Annotated in this window: 13 protein-coding genes; 4 read left to right on the top strand and 9 right to left on the bottom strand. The window is 62.7% G+C overall.

Annotated features, from left to right (window positions below):
- Positions 1-39: 39 nt before the first annotated feature.
- From JZY06_RS02365 to JZY06_RS02345, 5 genes are all read right to left on the bottom strand, one after another.
- The gene (locus JZY06_RS02365) at positions 40-2730 is read right to left on the bottom strand and encodes a hypothetical protein (RefSeq protein WP_207118182.1); all 2691 of its coding nucleotides are present in this window, start codon (positions 2728-2730) and stop codon (positions 40-42) included.
- 247 nt (positions 2731-2977) lie between these two features.
- Entirely contained in the window at positions 2978-3358 is a 381-nt protein-coding gene (locus JZY06_RS02360; protein ID WP_207118181.1) for a hypothetical protein, read from the bottom strand.
- Positions 3359-3784: 426 nt separating this feature from the next.
- Positions 3785-5032, bottom strand: coding sequence for an SPFH domain-containing protein (locus JZY06_RS02355; protein WP_207118180.1), 1248 nt, complete (start codon positions 5030-5032; stop codon positions 3785-3787).
- Between the two features lie 105 nt (positions 5033-5137).
- Positions 5138-5566: an NfeD family protein gene (locus tag JZY06_RS02350; RefSeq protein ID WP_207118179.1), complete on the bottom strand. Its 429-nt coding sequence runs from the start codon at positions 5564-5566 to the stop codon at positions 5138-5140.
- A gap of 54 nt (positions 5567-5620) precedes the next feature.
- Positions 5621-6463 carry a DUF3097 domain-containing protein gene (locus JZY06_RS02345; protein WP_207118178.1) on the bottom strand — a complete coding sequence of 281 codons (843 nt, stop codon included), beginning with the start codon at positions 6461-6463 and terminating at the stop codon, positions 5621-5623.
- 82 nt (positions 6464-6545) lie between these two features.
- Between JZY06_RS02345 and JZY06_RS02340 the strand changes: the two genes are divergently transcribed.
- On the top strand, positions 6546-7385 hold the full coding sequence (locus JZY06_RS02340) for a hypothetical protein (protein ID WP_207118177.1): 840 nt from the start codon (positions 6546-6548) through the stop codon (positions 7383-7385).
- Between the two features lie 60 nt (positions 7386-7445).
- Here the strand turns inward: JZY06_RS02340 and JZY06_RS02335 are convergent, their stop codons facing one another.
- The 3 genes from JZY06_RS02335 to JZY06_RS02325 all read right to left on the bottom strand — a co-directional run bounded on the left by JZY06_RS02335 (position 7446) and on the right by JZY06_RS02325 (position 14339).
- Positions 7446-8561, bottom strand: a complete 1116-nt coding sequence (locus JZY06_RS02335) for a ferrochelatase (RefSeq protein WP_207118176.1) — start codon at positions 8559-8561, stop codon at positions 7446-7448.
- A 695-nt stretch (positions 8562-9256) separates the two neighbouring features.
- Entirely contained in the window at positions 9257-11218 is a 1962-nt protein-coding gene (locus JZY06_RS12525; protein WP_207118175.1) for an NlpC/P60 family protein, read from the bottom strand.
- A 2593-nt stretch (positions 11219-13811) separates the two neighbouring features.
- Positions 13812-14339, bottom strand: a complete 528-nt coding sequence (locus JZY06_RS02325; protein ID WP_207118174.1) for an Rv1476 family membrane protein — start codon at positions 14337-14339, stop codon at positions 13812-13814.
- A 492-nt stretch (positions 14340-14831) separates the two neighbouring features.
- On the opposite strand from JZY06_RS02325, the gene can reads away from it, so the two are divergent.
- The 3 genes from can (at position 14832) to JZY06_RS02310 (ending at position 19466) form a co-directional block, all read left to right on the top strand.
- Positions 14832-17651 (top strand): aconitate hydratase, encoded by a 2820-nt coding sequence (can, locus tag JZY06_RS02320; protein WP_207118173.1) that lies wholly within the window; start codon positions 14832-14834, stop codon positions 17649-17651.
- A gap of 266 nt (positions 17652-17917) precedes the next feature.
- Positions 17918-18484 (top strand): TetR/AcrR family transcriptional regulator, encoded by a 567-nt coding sequence (locus JZY06_RS02315; protein WP_207118171.1) that lies wholly within the window; start codon positions 17918-17920, stop codon positions 18482-18484.
- A 235-nt stretch (positions 18485-18719) separates the two neighbouring features.
- A complete protein-coding gene (locus tag JZY06_RS02310) occupies positions 18720-19466 on the top strand; it encodes a glutamine amidotransferase (RefSeq protein ID WP_330617030.1) in 747 nt (248 codons plus the stop codon).
- A 182-nt stretch (positions 19467-19648) separates the two neighbouring features.
- On the opposite strand, the gene JZY06_RS02305 is transcribed toward JZY06_RS02310, so the two are convergent.
- On the bottom strand, positions 19649-20449 hold the full coding sequence (locus JZY06_RS02305; protein ID WP_207118167.1) for a DUF1990 family protein: 801 nt from the start codon (positions 20447-20449) through the stop codon (positions 19649-19651).
- Between the last annotated feature and the right edge of the window lie 81 nt (positions 20450-20530).

The following is a 20530-nucleotide window of genomic DNA, read 5'->3' as shown; positions in this document are numbered from 1 at the left end:
GCCCACAGATTCGAAGCGGTTCCCTACCGCCGGGTTTGTCTACACCACGTGGAAGGTGCCTTCCGCCGGGAAGTACAGCAGTGTCGCGCCAATCCCCTGCTTCGGCATCAACAGATAAATGATGGCCGCCACGACGGCCAGCAACGGCACAACCACCAGCGCAGCAATCCCGGCGCCTCCCGTCGATGATACGTCCGGTGCCGGTTCAACCCGTGGTGTTTCGGTGCCGCCACCCGGCTGCCGGTTCGGACCGGGGCGGTTGTCGTTGGTGTCCCGGCCCCCACCACCGGCAGTCGGCTGTGTCACCACCTCTGCCCGGGCATCCACATTCTGCGATGACACTGCTCCCGGTGTGCTGCCGCCGTTTTTCTGCTGCATCACTGGAAATGAGGCATACCCGTCGGCCCAGAAATGCACTCCGTAATGGTTTGTCCCGCCGCCAAACATCTCGTCGTAGGAAACGGTGCGGGTGCATTCGATGCGGCTGTTGGGTTGGAAGGGCTTATTCTCGGGAAACGACAGCAGCACACTGTGCACATCAGCGCCGCCGGTGTCGTGACGTCGTCTGTGCACAAGCTGCGGCACCACCCCACCGATGCTGGAAGGCTGGCAGGACACATGGTCCATCACGCGGGTGGGACCGACCATAATGTCTGTGGGATCAGGGGTGTCCTCCCGGGGCATCCAGCCGGCGTCATACAACTGGATTGTCGGCAGGCTGGCATTTCCGGTGTTTCTCACCGTGTAGGTGACAGTGGCGGACCGGGGGTTGTCGAATTGAAACTTCTTTGACCCGTTGATGGAAACATCACCGGCAATCTGAGCGAAAGCCACATCCCGGCAGTCATGGCCTGCACCGGAGGTCAGGCTGAAGCCGCCCTTGGTGCCGCACGACAACGTGTCCCGGTCCCTGATCAGTGCCACCGGATCGGTGACCGTGTACAGTGCCGTCACGTAGGCGGCCCGGGTGGTGTTGGGCGCAATGCCGTTGATCTCGTTCTTCCTGACTATCAGCAGGCCTGATGCGGGGTCGGTGACGACACGGGGTTCGTCGACCAGGCTGTCGTCTTTGTTTTCCAGCGGGGTAACCGACAGTGCCGTAATGGCAGTGCCGGGAAGCGTCGTTGCGGTAAAACCCAGATCCCCGGGCCGCAACGTCTCCCGGTAGTCAAAGTTTCTGACGTTGACCAACCATGTCACCGCAATCTTCTGGTCTTTGGCCCCTGTCACCACCACCGGCGCATGGCGGCTGTCACCTTGACCCTTATTGGTGATCTGTGAGACGAAGACGGATGGACCGGGCTGGCGGGCGTAAACAGTCGACTCCGCATCAAGCAAGGCCGGCGGTTCGTCGGCCACATGTCTTTTGAAAAACTTGCTGCGGATTCTCGCCGCGCTTTTCGTCTGGGAGCGATTGCCCTGCCACAGAGGTTCACTACCATTGCCGTATGCGCAGGTCACCGCTTGCCCGGGCAGCAGGCCAGTCGAGCCGAAAGTGACGGAAAAACCCTTGCCGTCGACGCTTTTTTCGGCTGTGGCCCCGTTATCGCATGTCAACGACTCCGGGATACGATTGGCCACCTCTGTGTCATTGCGCCCGTTGACGACCTGGAGATCATAATCGTGGACGATCATGTCACCAAGGGTGCTTTCACCGGTATTGCGGACAGTCCAGCCGAACCAGACACGTTGGTGGGGGGCCACCGAAAAGGGGGATCCGGGCGTGTTGGCCGCGCGCCCTGGTTGACCCTCGATTGTCGAGATCGTCCGGTGGAAACTGGCTTGTTGGAGAGCCATTGCCAGACAGGCGCTCGTCGCGCTGCCGGAATCGGTGGCCGCTGAGACAAACAAGCCGCTGTGTGGTTTGTTGTTGCACTGGCGGTGATCAGCCCCGGGAACCTTGTCCACCCGGGCGGTCACACGAACTATCGCCCGGCCGGACGAGTTCCCGGCAATGGTGTTGAGTCCCCTGGTTGTCTGCCAGATCCCTGCCGGTGTTTTGTTCAGGGGGATCTCGTCGTCGACCAGCCGGTTGCCGCCCACGGGGTTCACCGGGCTGAGCGTGACCGAGGTGACCTCGATACCGTCGGCAATTCCGGATACATCAACCGATACCGTTGTCGGGGTGTGGCTGTAGCGGGGACTGGTGTTGGACACCTCCAGGGTGAATTCGGCCGCGATTTTTTGCCCCTCGCGTCCGTCCAGCACCCGATTGTCAGGCGCCGGTCCCGTGGTGAGGGTGGAGACAAAGCGGGAGGCGTCCTGTTTTTTGAACAGGGTTGACACGCTTTTGGATACGGTGTCCTGGTTGGCCGCCAGCCTCTGCCCTTGCTCGGGCACCACTGTCGCGGTGACAGCGAACAGCCGGCGGGCATAATCGACCGTGTATTCCATCTCGTTGAGGTCAACATTGTTCAGGACACAGGTTACTGTGCCCCGGTGCCCGAGCGTGTCATTGTTGTCGAGGGTGATCGCCGCGGTTGTGTTGTCGTCTTCAACGGTGACGGTCACGGGAAGATCCTTGTCCCCCTTCTTCCCGTCCCGGGATGCTGCCGTGCATGTCAGGCCGGTTAAATCCAGCTTGGCCCGCCGCTCGGGGATTCCTGCGGCACCCGTCACCACCGCTTGGTCGACCAGGGTGAAATCCTTCAGCGGCGAGGACCCGGTGTTGACAATCGTGTAGGTGAAAATCCACCGTTTTCCGGCCGTTGCCGACAATGACCACTTCATCGTCGGTTCGAAGGTCGGCCACCGTGCGGGTGAGAGTCATTTTGGGAAACCTGATGCTGGTGCACACCGGGGAGCTTTCGTCATCGCCGACAAACCCCCGCGCCCTGACACCGTTGCCGTCACCGTCGCACCACCGCTTCAATTCTTTGGTGGCTTCCTCAAGTTTGGTGATCGTGTAGGTCACGGTCACAACCGCCGATGCCGTTTCCCCCGCGGGAACTTCACGGATCACACCGGCAGGTACCGTCTACCGCGTCCCCGCGCCGTTGTTTGTTGCCTTATGTGATCCCGGGGTGATCAGCTTTGTGCCGCTGACCCGGTCAGAGGAAAAAACCACCCGGGAAGCCTTCACCCCGTTGACCGGGGTAATGATCTGCCCGACTGATTCGGGTGCGGCCGCAGCGGGTGAATTGTTGCGCCAAACCAAGGTGGAGGCCACCGTGAAGGTCTGTCCTTCAGCGACAGCGGTCCGGTACGACTGGTTGCTGTTGAGTATCTGGACCACCGCCGGGCCGTCGGCCGGGGACGCGGCCCGGACCGGGGTGATAAACCCGGCCACCGTTGCGCAGACGGCGAGCGTGGCCACCACGGTGCAGGCCAGGAGATGGTGTGCTGTTGTTGTCTTCACGGTTGTCGGGTTTTTTCCATTCACGAAAAATTAATCGTCAAATCAGCAATTTCCAGGATAAACCCCCCCGGGGCCGGCACACCCAGCTCGGCTACCGCGATTGTGCGGCCGCGCGGGTGTGGGGCGGGGCAGACCGGTGGCGGCCCCGCAGGTGACAACACCCGTCTTTTTCCACCGCCGGTGACAGCCTGCCCCGCTGGGTGACGGGGTGTTCACCCTTCTTTACCAGCCCTGTCACCCGTGGTGTGACGCGGCTGCCGGCACACGGTCCGGGCAACCGGCGGAGGTCGGCCGGAATTGGTGCTGTGCGGCAGGGCTGGTGCCGGACACGACAGTCAGGGATGGCAAAAACCCGCAGGGCACCGTTTCGGCCCTGCGGGTGGGGATGGAACACGGGGTGGTATGCCCCGGCAGCGCTGTCAGCGTTCAGGGGTTGACATGGCCGCCGGTTGCCGGATGATGTTCCGGGATGTCGATGTCACCGTCGGTTGCCGGCGGTGCGGCATCCAGCTCGGGTGTGGTTGCCGCAGCGGAACCGGGCATCGGACGAGGTGTCGGAATCTCCGGGTCGTCGATGGGTTTGTTGGCCACGGCGTTGGCGGCGGCGACGGCTTTGGCGATTTCCGGGTCGGTCTCGGTGGAAAACCAGTCGGAGGTGTCTTCTTCCTTGGCCAGCTCGATTTCCTCCTCGGTGGGTGCCGCCGGCTCGTAGCGGAACACCCCGTCATCGTCTTTGCCGGCCAGCGCCTGGGCGAACTGCTCCAGCGAATCGCCGAATTGGCTGGGAATGATCCACGTTTTGTTGGCGTCGCCTTCGGCCATTTTCGGAAGTTTCTCCAGGTACTGGTAGGCCAGCACCTCCGGGGTGATCTGGGCGGCTTTGATGGCGGCGTTGACTTTCTGGATTGAGCGGGCCTCACCCTGGGCGCGCAGGAACTTGGCGGCACGTTCACCTTCGGCGCGCAGAATCTCGCCCTGGCGTTCGGCTTCAGCGGCCAAAATAGCGGCCGATTTTTCACCTTCCGCCGACAGCACCCGGGCCTGTTTGTCGCCCTCGGCCGTTTTGATGTCGGCTTCCCGCTGGCCTTCCGCCTGCAGGATCATCGCCCGCTTTTCACGTTCGGCCTTCATCTGCATCTCCATCGCCTGCTGGATCGAGGCCGGCGGGTCAATGGCTTTCAGTTCCACCCGCGAGATGCGCAGACCCCATTTGGTGGTGGCGGCATCGAGTTCGCCGCGCAGCCTGCGGTTGATCATCTCCCGGGAGGTCAGTGTGTCTTCCAGGGTCATGCCACCGACCACGTCACGCAGGGTTGCGACAGTGATCTGTTCAACACCGTAGATGTAGTTGTCGACCCCGTAGATCGCCCGGGCCGGGTCATTGATCTGGAAGGTGACGACCACGTCGATGCCAACGGTGACGTTTTCCTGGGTGATCACCGGTTGCGGCGGGAAGCTGACCACCCGCTCACGGGTGTCGACTTTGGCCCGCACCCGGTCAATGAAAGGAATGATCAGGGTGATGCCGCCTTCGACGGTGCGGGTGTAGCGGCCGAGGCGTTCGATGACGGCCGCTTCCCCCTGGTGGATCAGTTTCACCGACCGTGACACCACCAGGGCCACGAAGACAATGAGCACAATCCACACCAATGACGGTCCTAACAGTTCAACCATTTCGGGGCCTTCCTGGAGTCATGTTTTTTCTGGAACTATCCCGTCCACCGGGCGGTCAACGGGATGGGAACGGGATGGGATCGGCTGGCAGCCGCTGCGGGCCGTTCAGGTGTTTTTCCACACGATGGCGGTGGCACCGTCAATCTTGATCACCTGGACGATGTCGTCGGGTTCAAACACCTGGCTCGGATCCATCGATTTCGCCGACCATATCGACCCGCCCAGTTTGATTTGTCCGCCGGCGGCGCTGGTTGTTTCCAGCACCTGCGCGTGGGAGCCTTCCAGTGCTTTGGCGGAGGTATCCAGAGCTTTCCTGCTCGTCAACTGCCGCCGCATCACCGGCCGGACGAAAAACACCAGCAGAATCGACACGATGCAGAACGTGGCGCCGGTGGCCCACAGGGGCAGACCGGCAAACCCGATCCCCGCCGCAGCCAGCGCTCCACCGGCCAGCATGAGCAGGGTGAAATCCCCGGCGGCAAGTTCCAGCCCGGCAAGCGCTACAGCGGCAATCAGCCACACAACAGGTCCCATAAGCTACACCCTAACGCACCGGGCGACGGCGGGGCAGTGCCCGCCGTTGCATGCTCACCTGAGATCTTCTTTGCGCACCCCGGGCACCGTGGTGAAATCGACCAGTCTTTCCACCGCGCCAATCAGGCTCGGATCCAGATCGGCGAATGAGTTCACCGCGTTGTAGACCCGGTTGAAACCCTCCCGGCGGTCCCCCCAGCCCAGCCGGCGGCACACCCCGGTTTTCCACTCTTCACCCAGCGGCACATCCGGCCAGGAGGGGATACCGACACTGGCGGGTTTGACCGCCGCCCAGATATCGACGAACGGGTGGCCGGTGACAAACACGTCCGGCCCGAGCGAGGCGGTCAGGCGGGTTTCTTTCGACCCTTCGACCAGATGGTCGGCCAGCACGCCGACCCGTCTGCCCGGGCCGGGGCCGAATTCGTCCAGGCGCTGCTGAAGATTGTCCAGGCCCTCGAGGTATTCGACCACCACACCTTCGACCCGCAGATCATGGCCCCACACTTTCTCCACGATCGCCGCATCGTGGATGCCTTCCACCCAAATCCGGGAGGGTGCGGCGACTTTCGCCTCCACATGGGCCACTTTCCTGGAACCCGACGCCGAGCGCTGCGGACCCTGTTTTTCCACGTGGCGCACCAGGGTGACTCTTTCCCCGTCGATCATGAACGCGCCCTCGCGCAGTTTGTAGAGCTTGTCGACCCCGCGGCGGTCTTCCAGCCGGACGAACTCGCCGTCGTAGGTTTTCTCCCAGCCGGTGACCGCCCCCACCCAGCCGTCGGCCACAACTTCGGCGACCAGACCCCGCGTGGCCGGCACTTTGCGGTAGACCGGTTTTTTGCTGCGGGCGTGCCCGGCGAAAATATCTGACGAATATCTGTCATCGAAACCCATGGGTCTACACACTAACCATCCCCCACAGCCTCAAGCCCTATTCGTGGTGTCCCCGGCGTGCCGTGGTCTAGAATCGCTGGCCATGGATCCGATCGCCCAGTTGTTCACGCCCGTGCAACATGCCGCCGTGTGGCTGGGTGCGTTCATCCACCACCGTGTCGCCTACGACGACATGCACGATGCGCTGTTCACGCTGGCCACCAGCCACCGTTTCAACGGCGGCGACGGCCCGGGCCTGGCCGAGATGTGCAAGCTTGTGCGCCGCGCCTCATCCGGTGCGGCCGACAGACTGCCGCCGGGACATCCGCTGGTCCAGCTGGTATTGACCGGTCCCGGCGATATCCCGCCGGTTGCGGCCGGAACCGAGGCCGCCCGCACGGTCACTGCCACCGGTGCCGGCGCACTGGTGGTGGCCGATGCCAACCCGGCGGTTGATCATGTGTTTGTGCCGGTTCCCGAGCACCCGGTCGATCTGGCCGCCTGGGATCCGGACGATGGCCCGGCCACCGGATGGAACTGGCGCCACTTCCGTGTCGGGACCACCCCCACCCCACCGGCGGCAGTCGGTGCCGGCGATGCCGATCATCTGCTCACCACCGCCACCGACCGGGCGGCAGCCCTGGTGGCACAGGCGGGTGGGCGCACCACCCGGGCCTGGGGCGGCCCGGATCCGCGGCTCACGGTCGGCAGGCTCAGCGACTACTACGACTATCCCGGTCTTCCCCCGCACACCCCGGCCCGCACCCTGAAGCTGCTGGCCCGCGCCGACCGGGTCACCGCCATCATCCACACCACGGTCATCGCGTTGAACGACCACAGCTTCGACGGCGAGCTCTACCAGTTGGCCCGGCCGATCCGCCTGGCCCGGCAGGCCGCGGTCAACTACGCCCTGGCCGAATTCGCCAGAACCCCCACCGGGTAGGTGACGGGGTGCGCCCGACACCTGCCGCGGGAAAACCGGTGGTCAATAAAACCGGCCGGTTTACCCCGGGTGCCCGGAGCGTTTCGGCCCGGTCGGACCGTGTTTTTTCGGCGGCACGCAACATGTGCTCTCGCAGGGGGCTCCGTTGACCGAACAGCCTTTGACCGGAACGTCTCCCAGTGACTGCGGTGTCGCACCGGCGGACAGTTCCTCTATCAGATCGACAATCAGCGAGGCGAACAGGGCGGTGTGCCCGACAGTGGCCGCCCGCTGGATCGGCAGCCCGAACTCGGCGGCTTCCTCGGCAAGCTCGGAATCCAAATCCCACACCACTTCAATGTGGTCGGACAAAAAGCCCACCGGGCAGACCACCGCCGCGGACAGCTCACCGGCCTCGTGAAGGGCCGTGACATGGTCGACAATGTCGGGTTCCAGCCACGGGATATGCGGCGGGCCGGACCGCGACTGCCACACCACGTCATAGTCAGCCACCCCACAGGCCTTGGCCACCAGACGCGCGGCCTCGTGGATTTGCCGGGAATACAGGCTGCCTTCCTTGTCCACCCCGGCGGCGGCATCCATCGACAGCGGAATCGAGTGGGCGGTAAACATCAGCCGGGCGCCATCCCGCTTGTCGGCGGGCAGTTTCGCATACGCTTCCCGCACCGCGCCGGCGGTGGCGGCAATGAACTTCGGATGGTCGAAAAACTGCCGGAGCTTGGTGAAGGTGACCGGGCCGAGACCTTCCTCGGCCAGCTGGTGGGCCATCAGCTCAATATCCTCGTCATACTGGCGGCAGCCGGAATATCCCGCCCACGCGGAAGTGGCGAACACCACGGCGTTGCGGACCCCGTCCCGCGCCATGGCACAGGCCGTGTCACCGGCCAGCGGATGCCAGTTGCGGTTGCCGAAATAAACCGGCAGGTCGTGCCCGCGGCGGGCCAGCTCGGCTTCGATATTGGCGATGATTTCCCGGTTGAGGTCATTGAGCGGGGATTTGCCGCCGAAATGGTGGTAGTGCTCCTCCACCTCGTCCAGGCGGTGGGCGGGGATACCACGGCCGCGGGTGACATTTTCCAGGAAGGGACGCACATCGTCATGGCCCTCGGGTCCACCGAAGGACAACAGCATCAGGGCGTCGTAGTGCTGGGGGGCGGGAATACCGGAAACCAACATGCCCACAACCCTATCGCCGCACCGCGGCATCAACCAAAAGTATGACCGTGAGCGCTGCCTGCCACCCATCCGGACACCACAGCACCCCACCCCGGAATAAGTGACGGAATAAGTGACGAAACAAGTGGTGGTTCCGGACGGCGCCGCGGCGGGCACGGCCCACGGCCGGTACACACCACCGCCGCCGCCCGCTGGCCGGCTGCCCCACCGGGAACACACGCTGCACGCGGCCAACCGTGACCAACCAGTGTCCACGCCAGCCGGTCGCTGATGCGGGAAAGCCGGACGAGGGGTGTTTGTGCGGCGGATGGCGATCATGGGCCGGCACCGCACCCCCGTAGTGGGATGAGGGCGCAGCAGGGTGCGGTACACAAGCGGCGGTGCGTCACGTGGCCGGTGGGCGCACCGTTGACATTGTGCAACCGCGGGCTGGAACCATCCCACTGCCGATGGCTTTCCCCTTCCCCATCACCGGTAGCGAGTCCACTGTCACGGTTGGGTGTCCCCGGCAAGCCGGCCGGCACATGGACAGCACAGGCTGCCACACGCGCGGACGGCGGCGGAGGAGGGTATTCAGTTGTGGTTATTTTTCCGCACAGTGTCGCTTCCCCGGTGCGGGCGGGGTGCTTGTGGCCGAGGGGGTGATCGTCGTTTGCCGGCGGACAACAACCGGCAGGTTCAGCCGCGGAATCTCTTTAGACGTAGCGCACCGCGTAGGGGGTGATACCGGAGTAGCGCACCGGGCTGATCTTGACGACATCGCCGGACTGGGGGGCTTCGATCATCTGGCCGTTACCCAGGTAGATGGCGGTGTGGTATTCCGCGTTCGGTCCCCAAAACAGCACGTCGCCGCGGCGGATTTGGCTGATCGGGATTTTGGTGCCCTTCTGGTACTGGTATCCGGTGTAGTGCGGCAGCGCCACGCCGACACCGGCGAAGGCGTAGAGCACCAGCCCGGAACAGTCGAAGCCGATCTTGTTAAAGTCACCGTAGGAGTCGGCCACACCACCGTCGCGGATACCGCGGGTTGGTCCGGCGGCGTTGCCTCCGCCCCAGGCATAGGGCATGCCCAGCTGGGACTTGGCCCGGGCGATCGCGGCTTCGACTTTTTCGTTGGAGGTGCCGTTGAAGTTGGTGATCGAGTCACTGGTGACCAGCCCCAGATCCGCCGGGGTGACCGTGTCGAAGCCCCGGTAGAGCTGCAGCAGTGAATAGCTCTCCCCCGGGTTGGCCCGGTTGGCCCGCTGCACGGCTTCCGCCTGCGTGCCGGTCGGCGCCGGGGGTTCACTGATTACCGCGCCGCCGACAATGCCCGCCAGCTGGCTGGCATTGCCGTCACCGGCGACCGCGGTCAGGGCGGTGTCGGCGGCGCCGATCAGCGCCGGGTCGAAAGCATTGGGGGCACCGGCTGTTTCCACGGCGGTGGCAATCGTGGATGCGCCTTGGTCGATGGCGGACACGGCACTAGCGGCCCGGTCAATCCGCGACGGGTTGTCGGCCGCGCCATCACGGCTGCCGCGGCTGTCGGAGCTTCCGGCCGCACCGGTGAAGTCATTGATGACGGACAGTGCCGCGGCGGCGACGCCGACAGCAGTGGCGGCGGTTTTCAAAAGATCCCCGGCCTGCTGTGCTTTCACGGCCAGATCCCGGCTGTTGTCCTCGGCGACACGCACCGCCCGCACGGCCTTATCGGCCCGCTGCTGTTTCTCCTGCGCATCCGCACCACCGGCAGCGTGAGCCGCAGCTGCAGCCGCAACCGCGTCGTCCCGCACAGCTTCGGCAAAAGCAACCTGATCGGCAGCCTGCCGGGCCTGGGTGGCGGCGGCTGACGCCTGTGCAGCCGCGGCTTTCTGCTCGGCGCGGGCCGCAGCATATTCACGGTATTCGCGCCGCTGATCCTTCAACGCCCCGGCATTGGCCTTCGCCGCCTGCAGCCTGACTTCGGCGGCCGCGCGCTGGCCTTCCACATCGGCTTTTTCCGCCTCCGCGTCAGCGACTTTCCGGGCAATGGTCTCCAGGCGCTGTTCAGCCAGATCCCCGGCTATTTTGGCCTGGTCTTTTTTCTCATCGGCGGCAACCCGGGCGGCAGCCAGTTCGGAGGTACGGTTGGCCTGCTCGACCCGCAGCTTTTCCATCTCTCCCAAAGTCTGGTGGCTGCGGCTGGCCTGGCTTTTCAAAAACGCCGAGGCATCAAGGGCCGCTTTGGCGCTGCGCTGGCCGGCCAGCCCGGCCAGGGCCGAGTTGTCGCCTTTCAGGTAGGCGCTGCGGGAGAGTTCATGGACGTGTTTTTTCGCATCCTTGATCCGCGCGTTGGTCTCTTCGACGTCGACCTTGGCCTTGTCCAGCGCGGCCTTCGCATCGTCGGCGGCTTTCTCCGCCTCCGAATAGTCGACGAGTGCTTTGTTGACTTCCTGGCGCAAACCGGCGAGCTGATTGTTCAGCTGGGCAAGACGTGCGTCGGCATCGGCGAACCGGTTCGCCAGGGCCGCGACTTCCCGGGCGGTGGAATCGACCAGATCGTCGGCGCGGACGATGGCCTGCTCCCCCGGATCAACGGGGGCGGCGTGGACGGTGGGGGCGGCAAGCCCGAACGCCATTGCGCAGGCAATGGCTTTTGTGCTCAGCCGCGTGATGCGGCGGACTTTGGTGGTGGCCACGTGAATCAGTTCTCCTTGGGCCGCAACAACCAATTCCACAACAGTGTTGCCGGTGAACCGACCGTCTTTTCCGGGGCGTGAAAACCGAAAAAGAAAAGGCCTTTGTCCACAAACAACAATCCGTCATTTTCTCCCCTGAATCAGCAATTCCGTGGGGTTGTCCACCGGTGATTCCCTGTACTGCTGACGGTTATTTCCTCCCCAAGCGACAGGGGTGGAAAAAAGACCGGCATTAACGCTTCAGTCAAGCAGCGGAGGAAGTGTCACGATGTTGCTCTGGTGTACCGAATTCAGGCCGGGCGGAACCACGACAGGGACCCGGGAAAACCATCCGGCTATTTCAAGCCCGGAAGGTTTGTGCCTTTTGCCGGATACAGACAGAAGAAAGAGACGACGGTTGTGTGATCGGCGTGCGGTGTGCAGCGATTGATATTTTTCTGGGATAGCGCGAAAGAGACATTCATGGTCCTTTCGCTGTGGGCTCGAATGCGGCGGCGAACTCCCGGGCGCGGCACAATCTTTTTCTCTCGGCTCCGGTGCTCCGGCTGCGGCCGTAGCTGTCCCGGCTGATCCTGCAACAGGGTTGGCGGATACACCACGGCGGCCCGGTTGCGGAAAAGTCGTCTGTGGCGCCGGAGGCCTCTACGGGTGACGTTCGTCAGCCCCCTGGCCTTGTCCGGTAGCAACGACACACCGGTGGCGTGGAAGGGATGAGACAGCGTGACCCGGCATGAGGACAGCGGGGACAGTTGTGGCGGGAGAGCCACCCGGCGGTGTCGCTCGACGATCAACGGCGATGGGTGTCGCTGGATCGGAGTCTGGTCGCCTGTGTGGCCGAAAGAAAAGCGAGCCGGCTCCTTTAAAAAAAGACGGCTGTGCGCTGTGGGACAAGGACACCACAACGGTCGATTGCCATCGGCCGTGGGCCTTACGCGGGACTGGAATGTCCCCGGCGGACAAGTCCTTGTATCGCCTTTCAGCCCGGGGATGGGCGGTGAAAAACAAACACCTTGAAAAAGACTGGGAATACCGGTCGCGGCGAAACAACTCGCCCGTGGCGACAAAAAGGAATTAAGGCTTTTTAAAAAACCCGTTCCCGGCTTTGGTCGCGCCGCGAAGTTTCCGGTACCCGGACCGCACCGTCTACCGCCGCCATCGTGGGCGCCGAAGCGTGCTTCCCCGCATGCTCGACACAGTGGTGATGGAAGGCGTGGGGTGGGCCGGTGGCACAGCCGTCCGGAAAAGCCCCCACATGGCGGTGGGTTCATCCCGGTAAGCGTCAGTCCGGATCAGCTCTCGGTCCTTGACTGTTCACCGGCTATGCGGTGCAGCCGAAGGATTCGGGCGCATGATGGCCTGACACTGGTGTACTGGGTGGTGTTCGATTTTCACAGCTCACAATGTGGGCTGACGACTAAAACTCTAATGGCCGACAGCACCAGCGCAACACTTTCGTAACAGTCGTCCCACCAGTCAAGCCTTTTCACCGGACGATGGGGGCCGTGGGACCTGCGGGAATATCAGGGCAGAAAATACTTGTGACCTTTGTCACTTTGTTTGTCCACCACACCGACTTGACCACTTCCGGGGTGGGCCGCCACCGAGCCGGCCGGCGGACGGCCCTTCCTGCCTCGATTTAGTCAAGCAATAATCCTTGACAATACTCACTTATTGCTTGATATGCGTTCGGAGACCCGGTTTGACGGTCCGTATCGGTGGAGCACCCACCGAACAGCACTGCTGCACTGATGCTGCAAAACCACTCCCCTGCCGGAATAACCTGTGGTTTTCCACCCCTCTGGAGCATCCGCAGGACCCCTCCCCTCCCCTGTGCCATCCGGGACCGGGCACGCAAAAACCATCCTGCTGCCAGACTCGGCACCGCCGGCCATCCATGGGGTCAACAGATGTCAACCTCATCGTCGACACCACTTCACACTCCACCCGGAACACCGTCCGGATGGGTCGGCTCCGGATGGTCCATGGGGTGCCCGCAACCCCCCAATACACATGCCCCAGATGTGCTGCATCACGGTCGGTTCGGCGGCTTCACATCTGACAAATTCGCGCCTTCCGATGGCGCGCCACCCCCGGAAGTCACTGTCCCGTGATGGCTTCGCGACCGTTTGCCGCACAGCACAATGACGCGAGAACGGGCAATGTTTCACAGTGTCGGCCACGCCGAATATCCGCCGCCATGCGGACAGGTTAAAAACGCGAAAAAAAGCAAACAGCATCGCTTTGAACGACAATCAAAAAACAATCAACCCCGCCATGTCGCTTCGTTTAAGTTATTCTGCAATTATGCTTTTACCGTTACTTTAAAACACGACAATTGCTATAGTCCGGAATGTACTATATTTTTTCTTCAATTCCCTTTATTGTTTTTCGCAATTGACACACTAATGTTGAAGAAATTCACTTTTATTTTCTTCACAGCGCTACCGTGTTAGTCAAGGTCGATCTTTTTTTGAAACAATGACGGCTATTTTCCACGCCGATGGAAAAACCCACCTTCCCCGGTGCGGTGCACGGACATAGGCGGGTTTTTTATATTCGGGACTTCCCGTAAAAAGGCGGGGCGAAAAAACAGTCAGACTGCAGGCGTGGTGACAGTGTCGTCGGCGGCGGCACCATCACGCAGGCGGCGCAGCGATGCCGATGCCACAGAGACTATGACGGCGACCACGACAACCACGGCGAGAACAATATTGATCCATTGCCAGGGGGTCGTATCGGCGCGAACCTGCCCGGCAAACTCGGCGACCGAGCCGGCGTAGTCGGGTGAGGCAATCATCTGGAACTGGTGGCTCTCGATGGCTTTGCGGGAGTAGGTGTCAGAGACAATGTCGCCACCGACAGAACTGCGGACGATCACCGTGTTGCAGTCGGTATCGCGCAAAATCTGTTCGGCGACATCACGGTGGTCGGCAACCCGGGCCGGCGGCTGATCAAGGTGGACAACACACAAGTTGCCGAAGCCTTCTTGTTTGGCGTGGGCGACCGTGCCCGCCAGATCACCGATCAGCTCCGGGTACTGCTCCCCCAGCTCGCCCAGGTGCACGCCATCATCTGCCAGGCCTTCATTGATGGCATCCAGGTCTGTACCCGCGGGGATCACTGTCGGCCGTCTCCTTGTGTCGAACAACTTGTCTCAACGAACATGCGGCAACCGGGTCGCGCTCGTTTAATATTTAAGGGTGGCGGCCGGTTGCAGCGGTATGGAGTTTACCGCGGATTGACCCTTGCGCCGGGGACCCAGCAGCCAGCGGTCCGGTGTGTCGTCAGCCGACCACTCCGGATTGTGTCAATCAATCAACAAGACTGCCCCTTATTCATTGGGGCAATATATGCGCAGCCCAGCCTGTGACACCTCAGGCCAACGTCCCTGACAGCGGCCGGGGGCGGGGTGGGGTCATGATTTACGGCACTCAACGGCATAAACGCCGGTGGAGCAACCGGTTCGGGGGTAGTCGTTTGGTGGAGTTCGGCGTGTTGTCGAAACAGAACGCCCGTACTGTTATACTCGGAGATTGGTATACGGCCGCTTTCGGCCGCGGGAGGTCCCCTCCCCATCTGACTCATATACAACACCCAAGGAACTGGAGCTTACGTGACTGAATCGAAGAACTCCTTTGGCGCCAAAAGCGAGCTGAAGGTCGGAGACAAGTCCTACGACTACTTCGCACTGTCCGCCGTTGACGGCATGGAGAAGCTGCCCTACTCGCTGAAGGTTCTCGGGGAGAATCTGCTGCGCACCGAGGACGGCGCGAACGTCACCCGGGAGCACATCGAGGCCATCGCCAACTGGGATCCGAAGGCCGAGCCCTCGGTGGAAATCCAGTTCACGCCGGCTCGCGTGCTCATGCAGGACTTCACCGGTGTGCCCTGTGTGGTGGATCTTGCCACCATGCGTGAGGCAGTCGGACAGCTCGGCGGCAACCCCGACGACGTCAACCCGCTCAACCCCGCCGAGATGGTCATCGACCACTCCGTGATCGTCGAGGCTTTCGGCGCCCACGATTCACTGGCGAAAAACGTCGACATTGAATACCAGCGCAACGAGGAGCGTTACCAGTTCCTGCGCTGGGGTTCGAAGGCCTTCTCGAACTTCCGTGTGGTCCCCCCGGGAACCGGTATCGTCCACCAGGTCAATATCGAAAACCTGGCCCGCGTCGTCTTCGACAACAAGGGTCTGGCGTACCCGGACACCTGTATCGGCACCGACTCCCACACCACCATGGAAAACGGCCTGGGCATCCTGGGCTGGGGTGTCGGCGGCATTGAGGCCGAGGCAGCCATGCTCGGCCAGCCTGTGTCCATGCTGATCCCCGAGGTTGTGGGCTTCAAGCTGACCGGCTCGATTCCCGCCGGCGTGACCGCCACCGACGTGGTGCTCACCATCACCGAAATGCTCCGCGAGCACGGTGTTGTCCAGAAGTTCGTCGAGTTCTACGGCAACGGCGTCAAAGAAGTGCCGCTGGCCAACCGCGCCACCATCGGCAACATGAGCCCCGAGTTCGGTTCCACCTGCGCGATCTTCCCGATCGACGAGCAGACCATCAAGTACATGGAACTGACCGGCCGCCCGAAGGAGCAGACCGAACTGGTCGAGGCCTACGCCAAAGCCCAGGGCATGTGGCTGGAGCACGACGCCCCCGAGGCCGAATACTCCTCCTACCTGGAACTCGACCTGGGCGATGTGGTCCCGTCAATCGCGGGTCCCAAGCGTCCCCAGGACCGTATTCTGCTCAACGAAGCCAAGGAACAGTTCCGCAAGGATCTTCCCAACTACTGCGATGGCGAAGTGTGCGAGGAAGACTCCCCCGCCGCGCTGCGTATGGAAGCCGAAGGCGAAGTCGACGACTTCGAGGGTGCCGAAGCACACGACTACAACCGCTCCCGTGAGGGTCACGGCGAAACCGCCGCGATCACCCCGAAGGGCCGCGCAGCCAAGCCGGTGACCGTGAAGTCCCCCAACGGTGGTGAATACACCCTTGACCACGGCATGGTTGCGATCGCCTCGATCACCTCCTGCACCAACACCTCCAACCCGTCGGTGATGGTCGGTGCCGGCCTGATCGCCCGCAACGCCGCCGCCAAGGGTCTGATGTCCAAGCCGTGGGTGAAAACCATTTGTGCCCCCGGCTCCCAGGTGGTCGACGGCTACTACCGCCGCGCCGACCTGTGGAAGGACCTGGAGGCTCTGGGCTTTTACCTCTCCGGCTTCGGCTGCACCACCTGCATCGGCAACTCCGGTCCGCTTCCGGCAGAGGTCTCGGATGCCATCAACGAGCATGATCTGACCGCCACCGCCGTACTGTCGGGCAACCGTAACTTCGAGGGCCGCATCTCACCGGACGTGAAGATGAACTACCTGGCCTCCCCGATCCTGGTCATCGCCTACGCGATCGCCGGCACCATGGACTTCGACTTCGAAACCCAGCCGCTCGGCCAGGACCAGGAAGGCAACGACGTCTACCTGAAAGACATCTGGCCGTCCACCGAGCAGATCGAGGAAACCATCGCCTCCTGCATCACCCGCGAGATGTACGAAGAGGACTACAAAGACGTCTTCCTGGGCGACGAGCAGTGGCAGAACCTGCCCACCCCCGAAGGCGCCACCTTCGAATGGGATGAAAGCTCCACCTACATCCGCAAAGCCCCCTACTTCGACGGCATGGAAATGGATCCGGAACCCGTCAAGGACATCAAGGGCGCCCGCGTTTTGTGCAAACTCGGCGACTCGGTCACCACCGACCACATCTCCCCGGCTTCATCCATCAAGCCCGGCACCCCGGCGGCCCAGTACCTGGACAAAAACGGGGTCGCCCGCGAGGACTACAACTCGCTGGGTTCGCGCCGCGGCAACCACGAAGTGATGATGCGCGGCACCTTCGCCAACATCCGCCTGCAGAACCAGCTGGTCGACATTGCCGGCGGCTACACCCTGGACTTCACCAAGGATGATGCCCCGCAGTCGTTCATCTTCGATGCCTGCGAAAACTACAAGGCCGAAGGTATTCCGCTGGTGGTTCTGGCCGGTAAAGAGTACGGCACCGGTTCTTCCCGTGACTGGGCTGCCAAAGGCACCCTGCTGCTGGGTGCGAAGGCCGTCATCGCCGAGTCCTTCGAGCGTATCCACCGCTCGAACCTGATCGGCATGGGTGTTATGCCGCTGCAGTTCCCCGCCGGTGAATCCCACGAATCCCTGGGGCTGACCGGCCACGAGGTCTTCGACATCGAAGGCATCGAGGAACTCAACGAGGGCACCACCCCGAAGACCGTGAAGGTCACCGCCCACCGGGAAGACGGCGACGACATCACCTTCGATGCGGTTGTCCGTATCGACACCCCCGGTGAAGCCCTCTACTACCGCAACGGCGGCATCCTGCACTACGTGCTCCGCAATATGGCGCGCGCCGAGCAGTAATCCGCCAGCGGAAACATAAGGTGCAGCGCAACGGTTATCACCGCCCGGCTGCACCGCCCACGGGCCGGTACAACCCGTGACAAACGCACAACCACCCGGCGGGAGATGCGACAAGCGTCTCCCGCCGGTGGCGGCTGTGCCCCCCCTTACCCCAAGCTTCCGCGTGCTTTTCCCGTGCCCCCGCAACAGCCATCCGTGGTGCGGTGGAAAACACCCGCTGCTACCGCCAAATCACCGACGAAACACGGAAAGGATGTCCTGCCACCGTGCCTCGAGTCACCCCGAAAGACCTGTCGAGTCGGCGCAGTGAGATTCTCGTCGGCGCCAGGAAGTGTTTCGCCGAATACGGCTACGACGGTGCCACCGTCCGGCGGCTGGAAGAAGCAACCGGTAAATCCCGCGGCGCGATCTTCCACCACTTCGCCGACAAGGAATCACTGTTTTTCGCCCTCGCGAAACAAGATGCCGCCCGCATGGCGCAGACCGTCGCCGAGGAGGGTCTGGTCGAAGTCATGCGGGAAATGCTCGACAATCCCGGCACCTACGACTGGTTTTCCACCCGCACGGAAATAACCCGGCTGATCAAAACGGATCCCGCCTTCGCCGCCCAGTGGAAATCCCACCAGGAAATCCTCGACAGGGCCGTGCGTGCGCGTCTGCAGCAGGGCGTCGACGAAGGCCGTATGCGCACCGATGTGCCGGTGGAAGTCATCCACACCTATCTCGAGGTGTTCATGGACGGCATGATCGCCCGACTGGCCGCAGGTGACGGCACCGCCGTGATGGACCGGGTCCTCGACATGGTCGAGGATTCCGTACGCCGCAAAAACTAGCGGCTTACTCCTTCCACCACCCGCCCCAGGGCGGCTGGTGCACCTGCACCGTCTGTATCATTTTCACTTATCCGGCGGCACTAGACCTTCTTGTCCGGTCACCAGCCACCGGAGTTGGTGCCATCCCACCTTCGCCCCGGCCGACCGGCGGGTCAGCCGCACGGCCGCGACAGCGGCAGGGATACCCCGACCATTTTTCGCGCCCCGATTATCTCCCAACGGAAGTGACCTCATGGTGAGCACGCCCACGACCAAACCTTTCCTGCTGTTGTCGACCCGTCCCGAAGATGACATGGCCGCCCAGGAGCATCAATCGTTTATCCGTTTGACGGGGCTGAGCGAGAACACCCTCATCCAGCACCGGGTGGAGCAAACCCCCCTCGGCGAGGTCGACCTGTCGCAGTGGGCCGGGATCTTTTTGGGCGGCAGCCCCTTCAACTCGACAGACACCGACAAGTCGGATTTGCAGCTGCGTGTGGAAAACTGTCTGCGCAGCGTCGTCGGGCAGGCACTTGAGGTTGATTTTCCCGTCTTCGGTGCCTGCTTCGGTGTCGGCACCATCGCCGGTATCGCCGGTGGCATTGTCGACCGGACCTACGGGGAACCGGCCGGATGCATCACCATCCACCAAACTCCCGCGGGCCGGGAGGATCCAATCCTGGCCGGGATGCCGGATCGTTTCGCCGCACTGGTCGGCCACAAGGAAGCCTGCTCGAGGTTGCCGGAAAATTCGGTTCTGCTGGTCGAAGGTGAGGCCTGTCCGATCCAGATGTTCCGTATCGGCGCCAACATCTACGTCACCCAATTCCACCCGGAGCTGGAACGTGATTCTTTCATTGCCCGTCTCAACGCCTACAAACACGGCGGATACTACGGCCCGGACGAATACGACCGGGTGGTGGCCACATTGGACGGCCATGACCTGTCGGTGGCGCCGACCATGCTGAAAAACTTCGCCCGCATCTACGCCACCGGCGCCTAGCCCAAACTTGTCCTCCCCTCCCGCCGGCCGCATCAGGCATCCGGCCGGCAGGCTGCGGGCGTTCAAAGGCACCGGGCTGTGGAATGTCCGGCATCCTGAACAAAAAACCCAGGGCGCGGCCCCCGCTTGATGCGGGTGGGCGTGCCCCGGGTGGTGGTGGCGGGGACCGAGGTTGTTCCCGGTTATTTCGGAATCATATTGTTCAGGTACCGGCGGGTGATCATTTCCTGGATGCGGTGGGCCACAGGCGAGGCGACACGGGCGGCGAACCAGGCGTGTTTGGAGAAAGCACCCACCCGGGCGGTCGCCAGGCCGGAGCCGTCACGGGTGAGCATGAACGCCTCTTCCCCGTTTTCGATGTGCCCTGCCGTGGTGCCGTACACCAGCGAAATCTGGTCTTCCGTCACCGTCGCATCAACCACGATGCACGGGGAGATCGTCGGGCCGTATTTCAATTTGATGTGCTGGTTCAGCTGCGCCGGACCGGCCGGTGCCTCGACATGCACCCCGGAGGCCTCATGAACCTCCCAGTTGAGCAGCTTCTTTCCGATTTCAAGAAATGTCGGGTCGTCAATGAGCACCGTCTTGGAGGCGTTGAACACCCGCCAGGTACGGTCCAGCACGCTCCGGGGTTTCATCCCCTGGGCAATCGACATCGACGCCCCCAGATACTGCACAGGGTAGGTCAGCTGGGCGGGCCATTCGCGCACAATGCGGCGACCGCGTTCAGCGAGTCTCTCGGCCGATTTCGGGTCGAGGATTTCTTCGCCGCGCACTGAACGGATAATCACCCCGCCGTCGGGCGTCCTCTTCACAGAAGCGGCACCACAACCGACGTCGGTGAAGTCATCTTCATTGAAACGGATGTAGTTTCCGACTTCACCGGCGGCGGCCTGGCCCATCCTCAGACGGGAGGGGCCGACCAGTGCGACGGCCAACGCACTGTCGACCGGGACCTCTGAATGGGAGAACAGCTTGAGCATGAAACTTATTTTAAGCCACACATCCCCGCGGATAGGAAATGCCCGTGACACCGGCCCGAAGGGACGGGCCATGCCGGATTA

Source organism: Corynebacterium mendelii, from assembly GCF_017307055.1.
Classification (GTDB): Bacteria; Actinomycetota; Actinomycetes; order Mycobacteriales; family Mycobacteriaceae; genus Corynebacterium; species Corynebacterium mendelii.
Note: the sequence above shows the minus strand (reverse complement) of the source record. Positions and strands in the feature narration are given on the sequence as shown.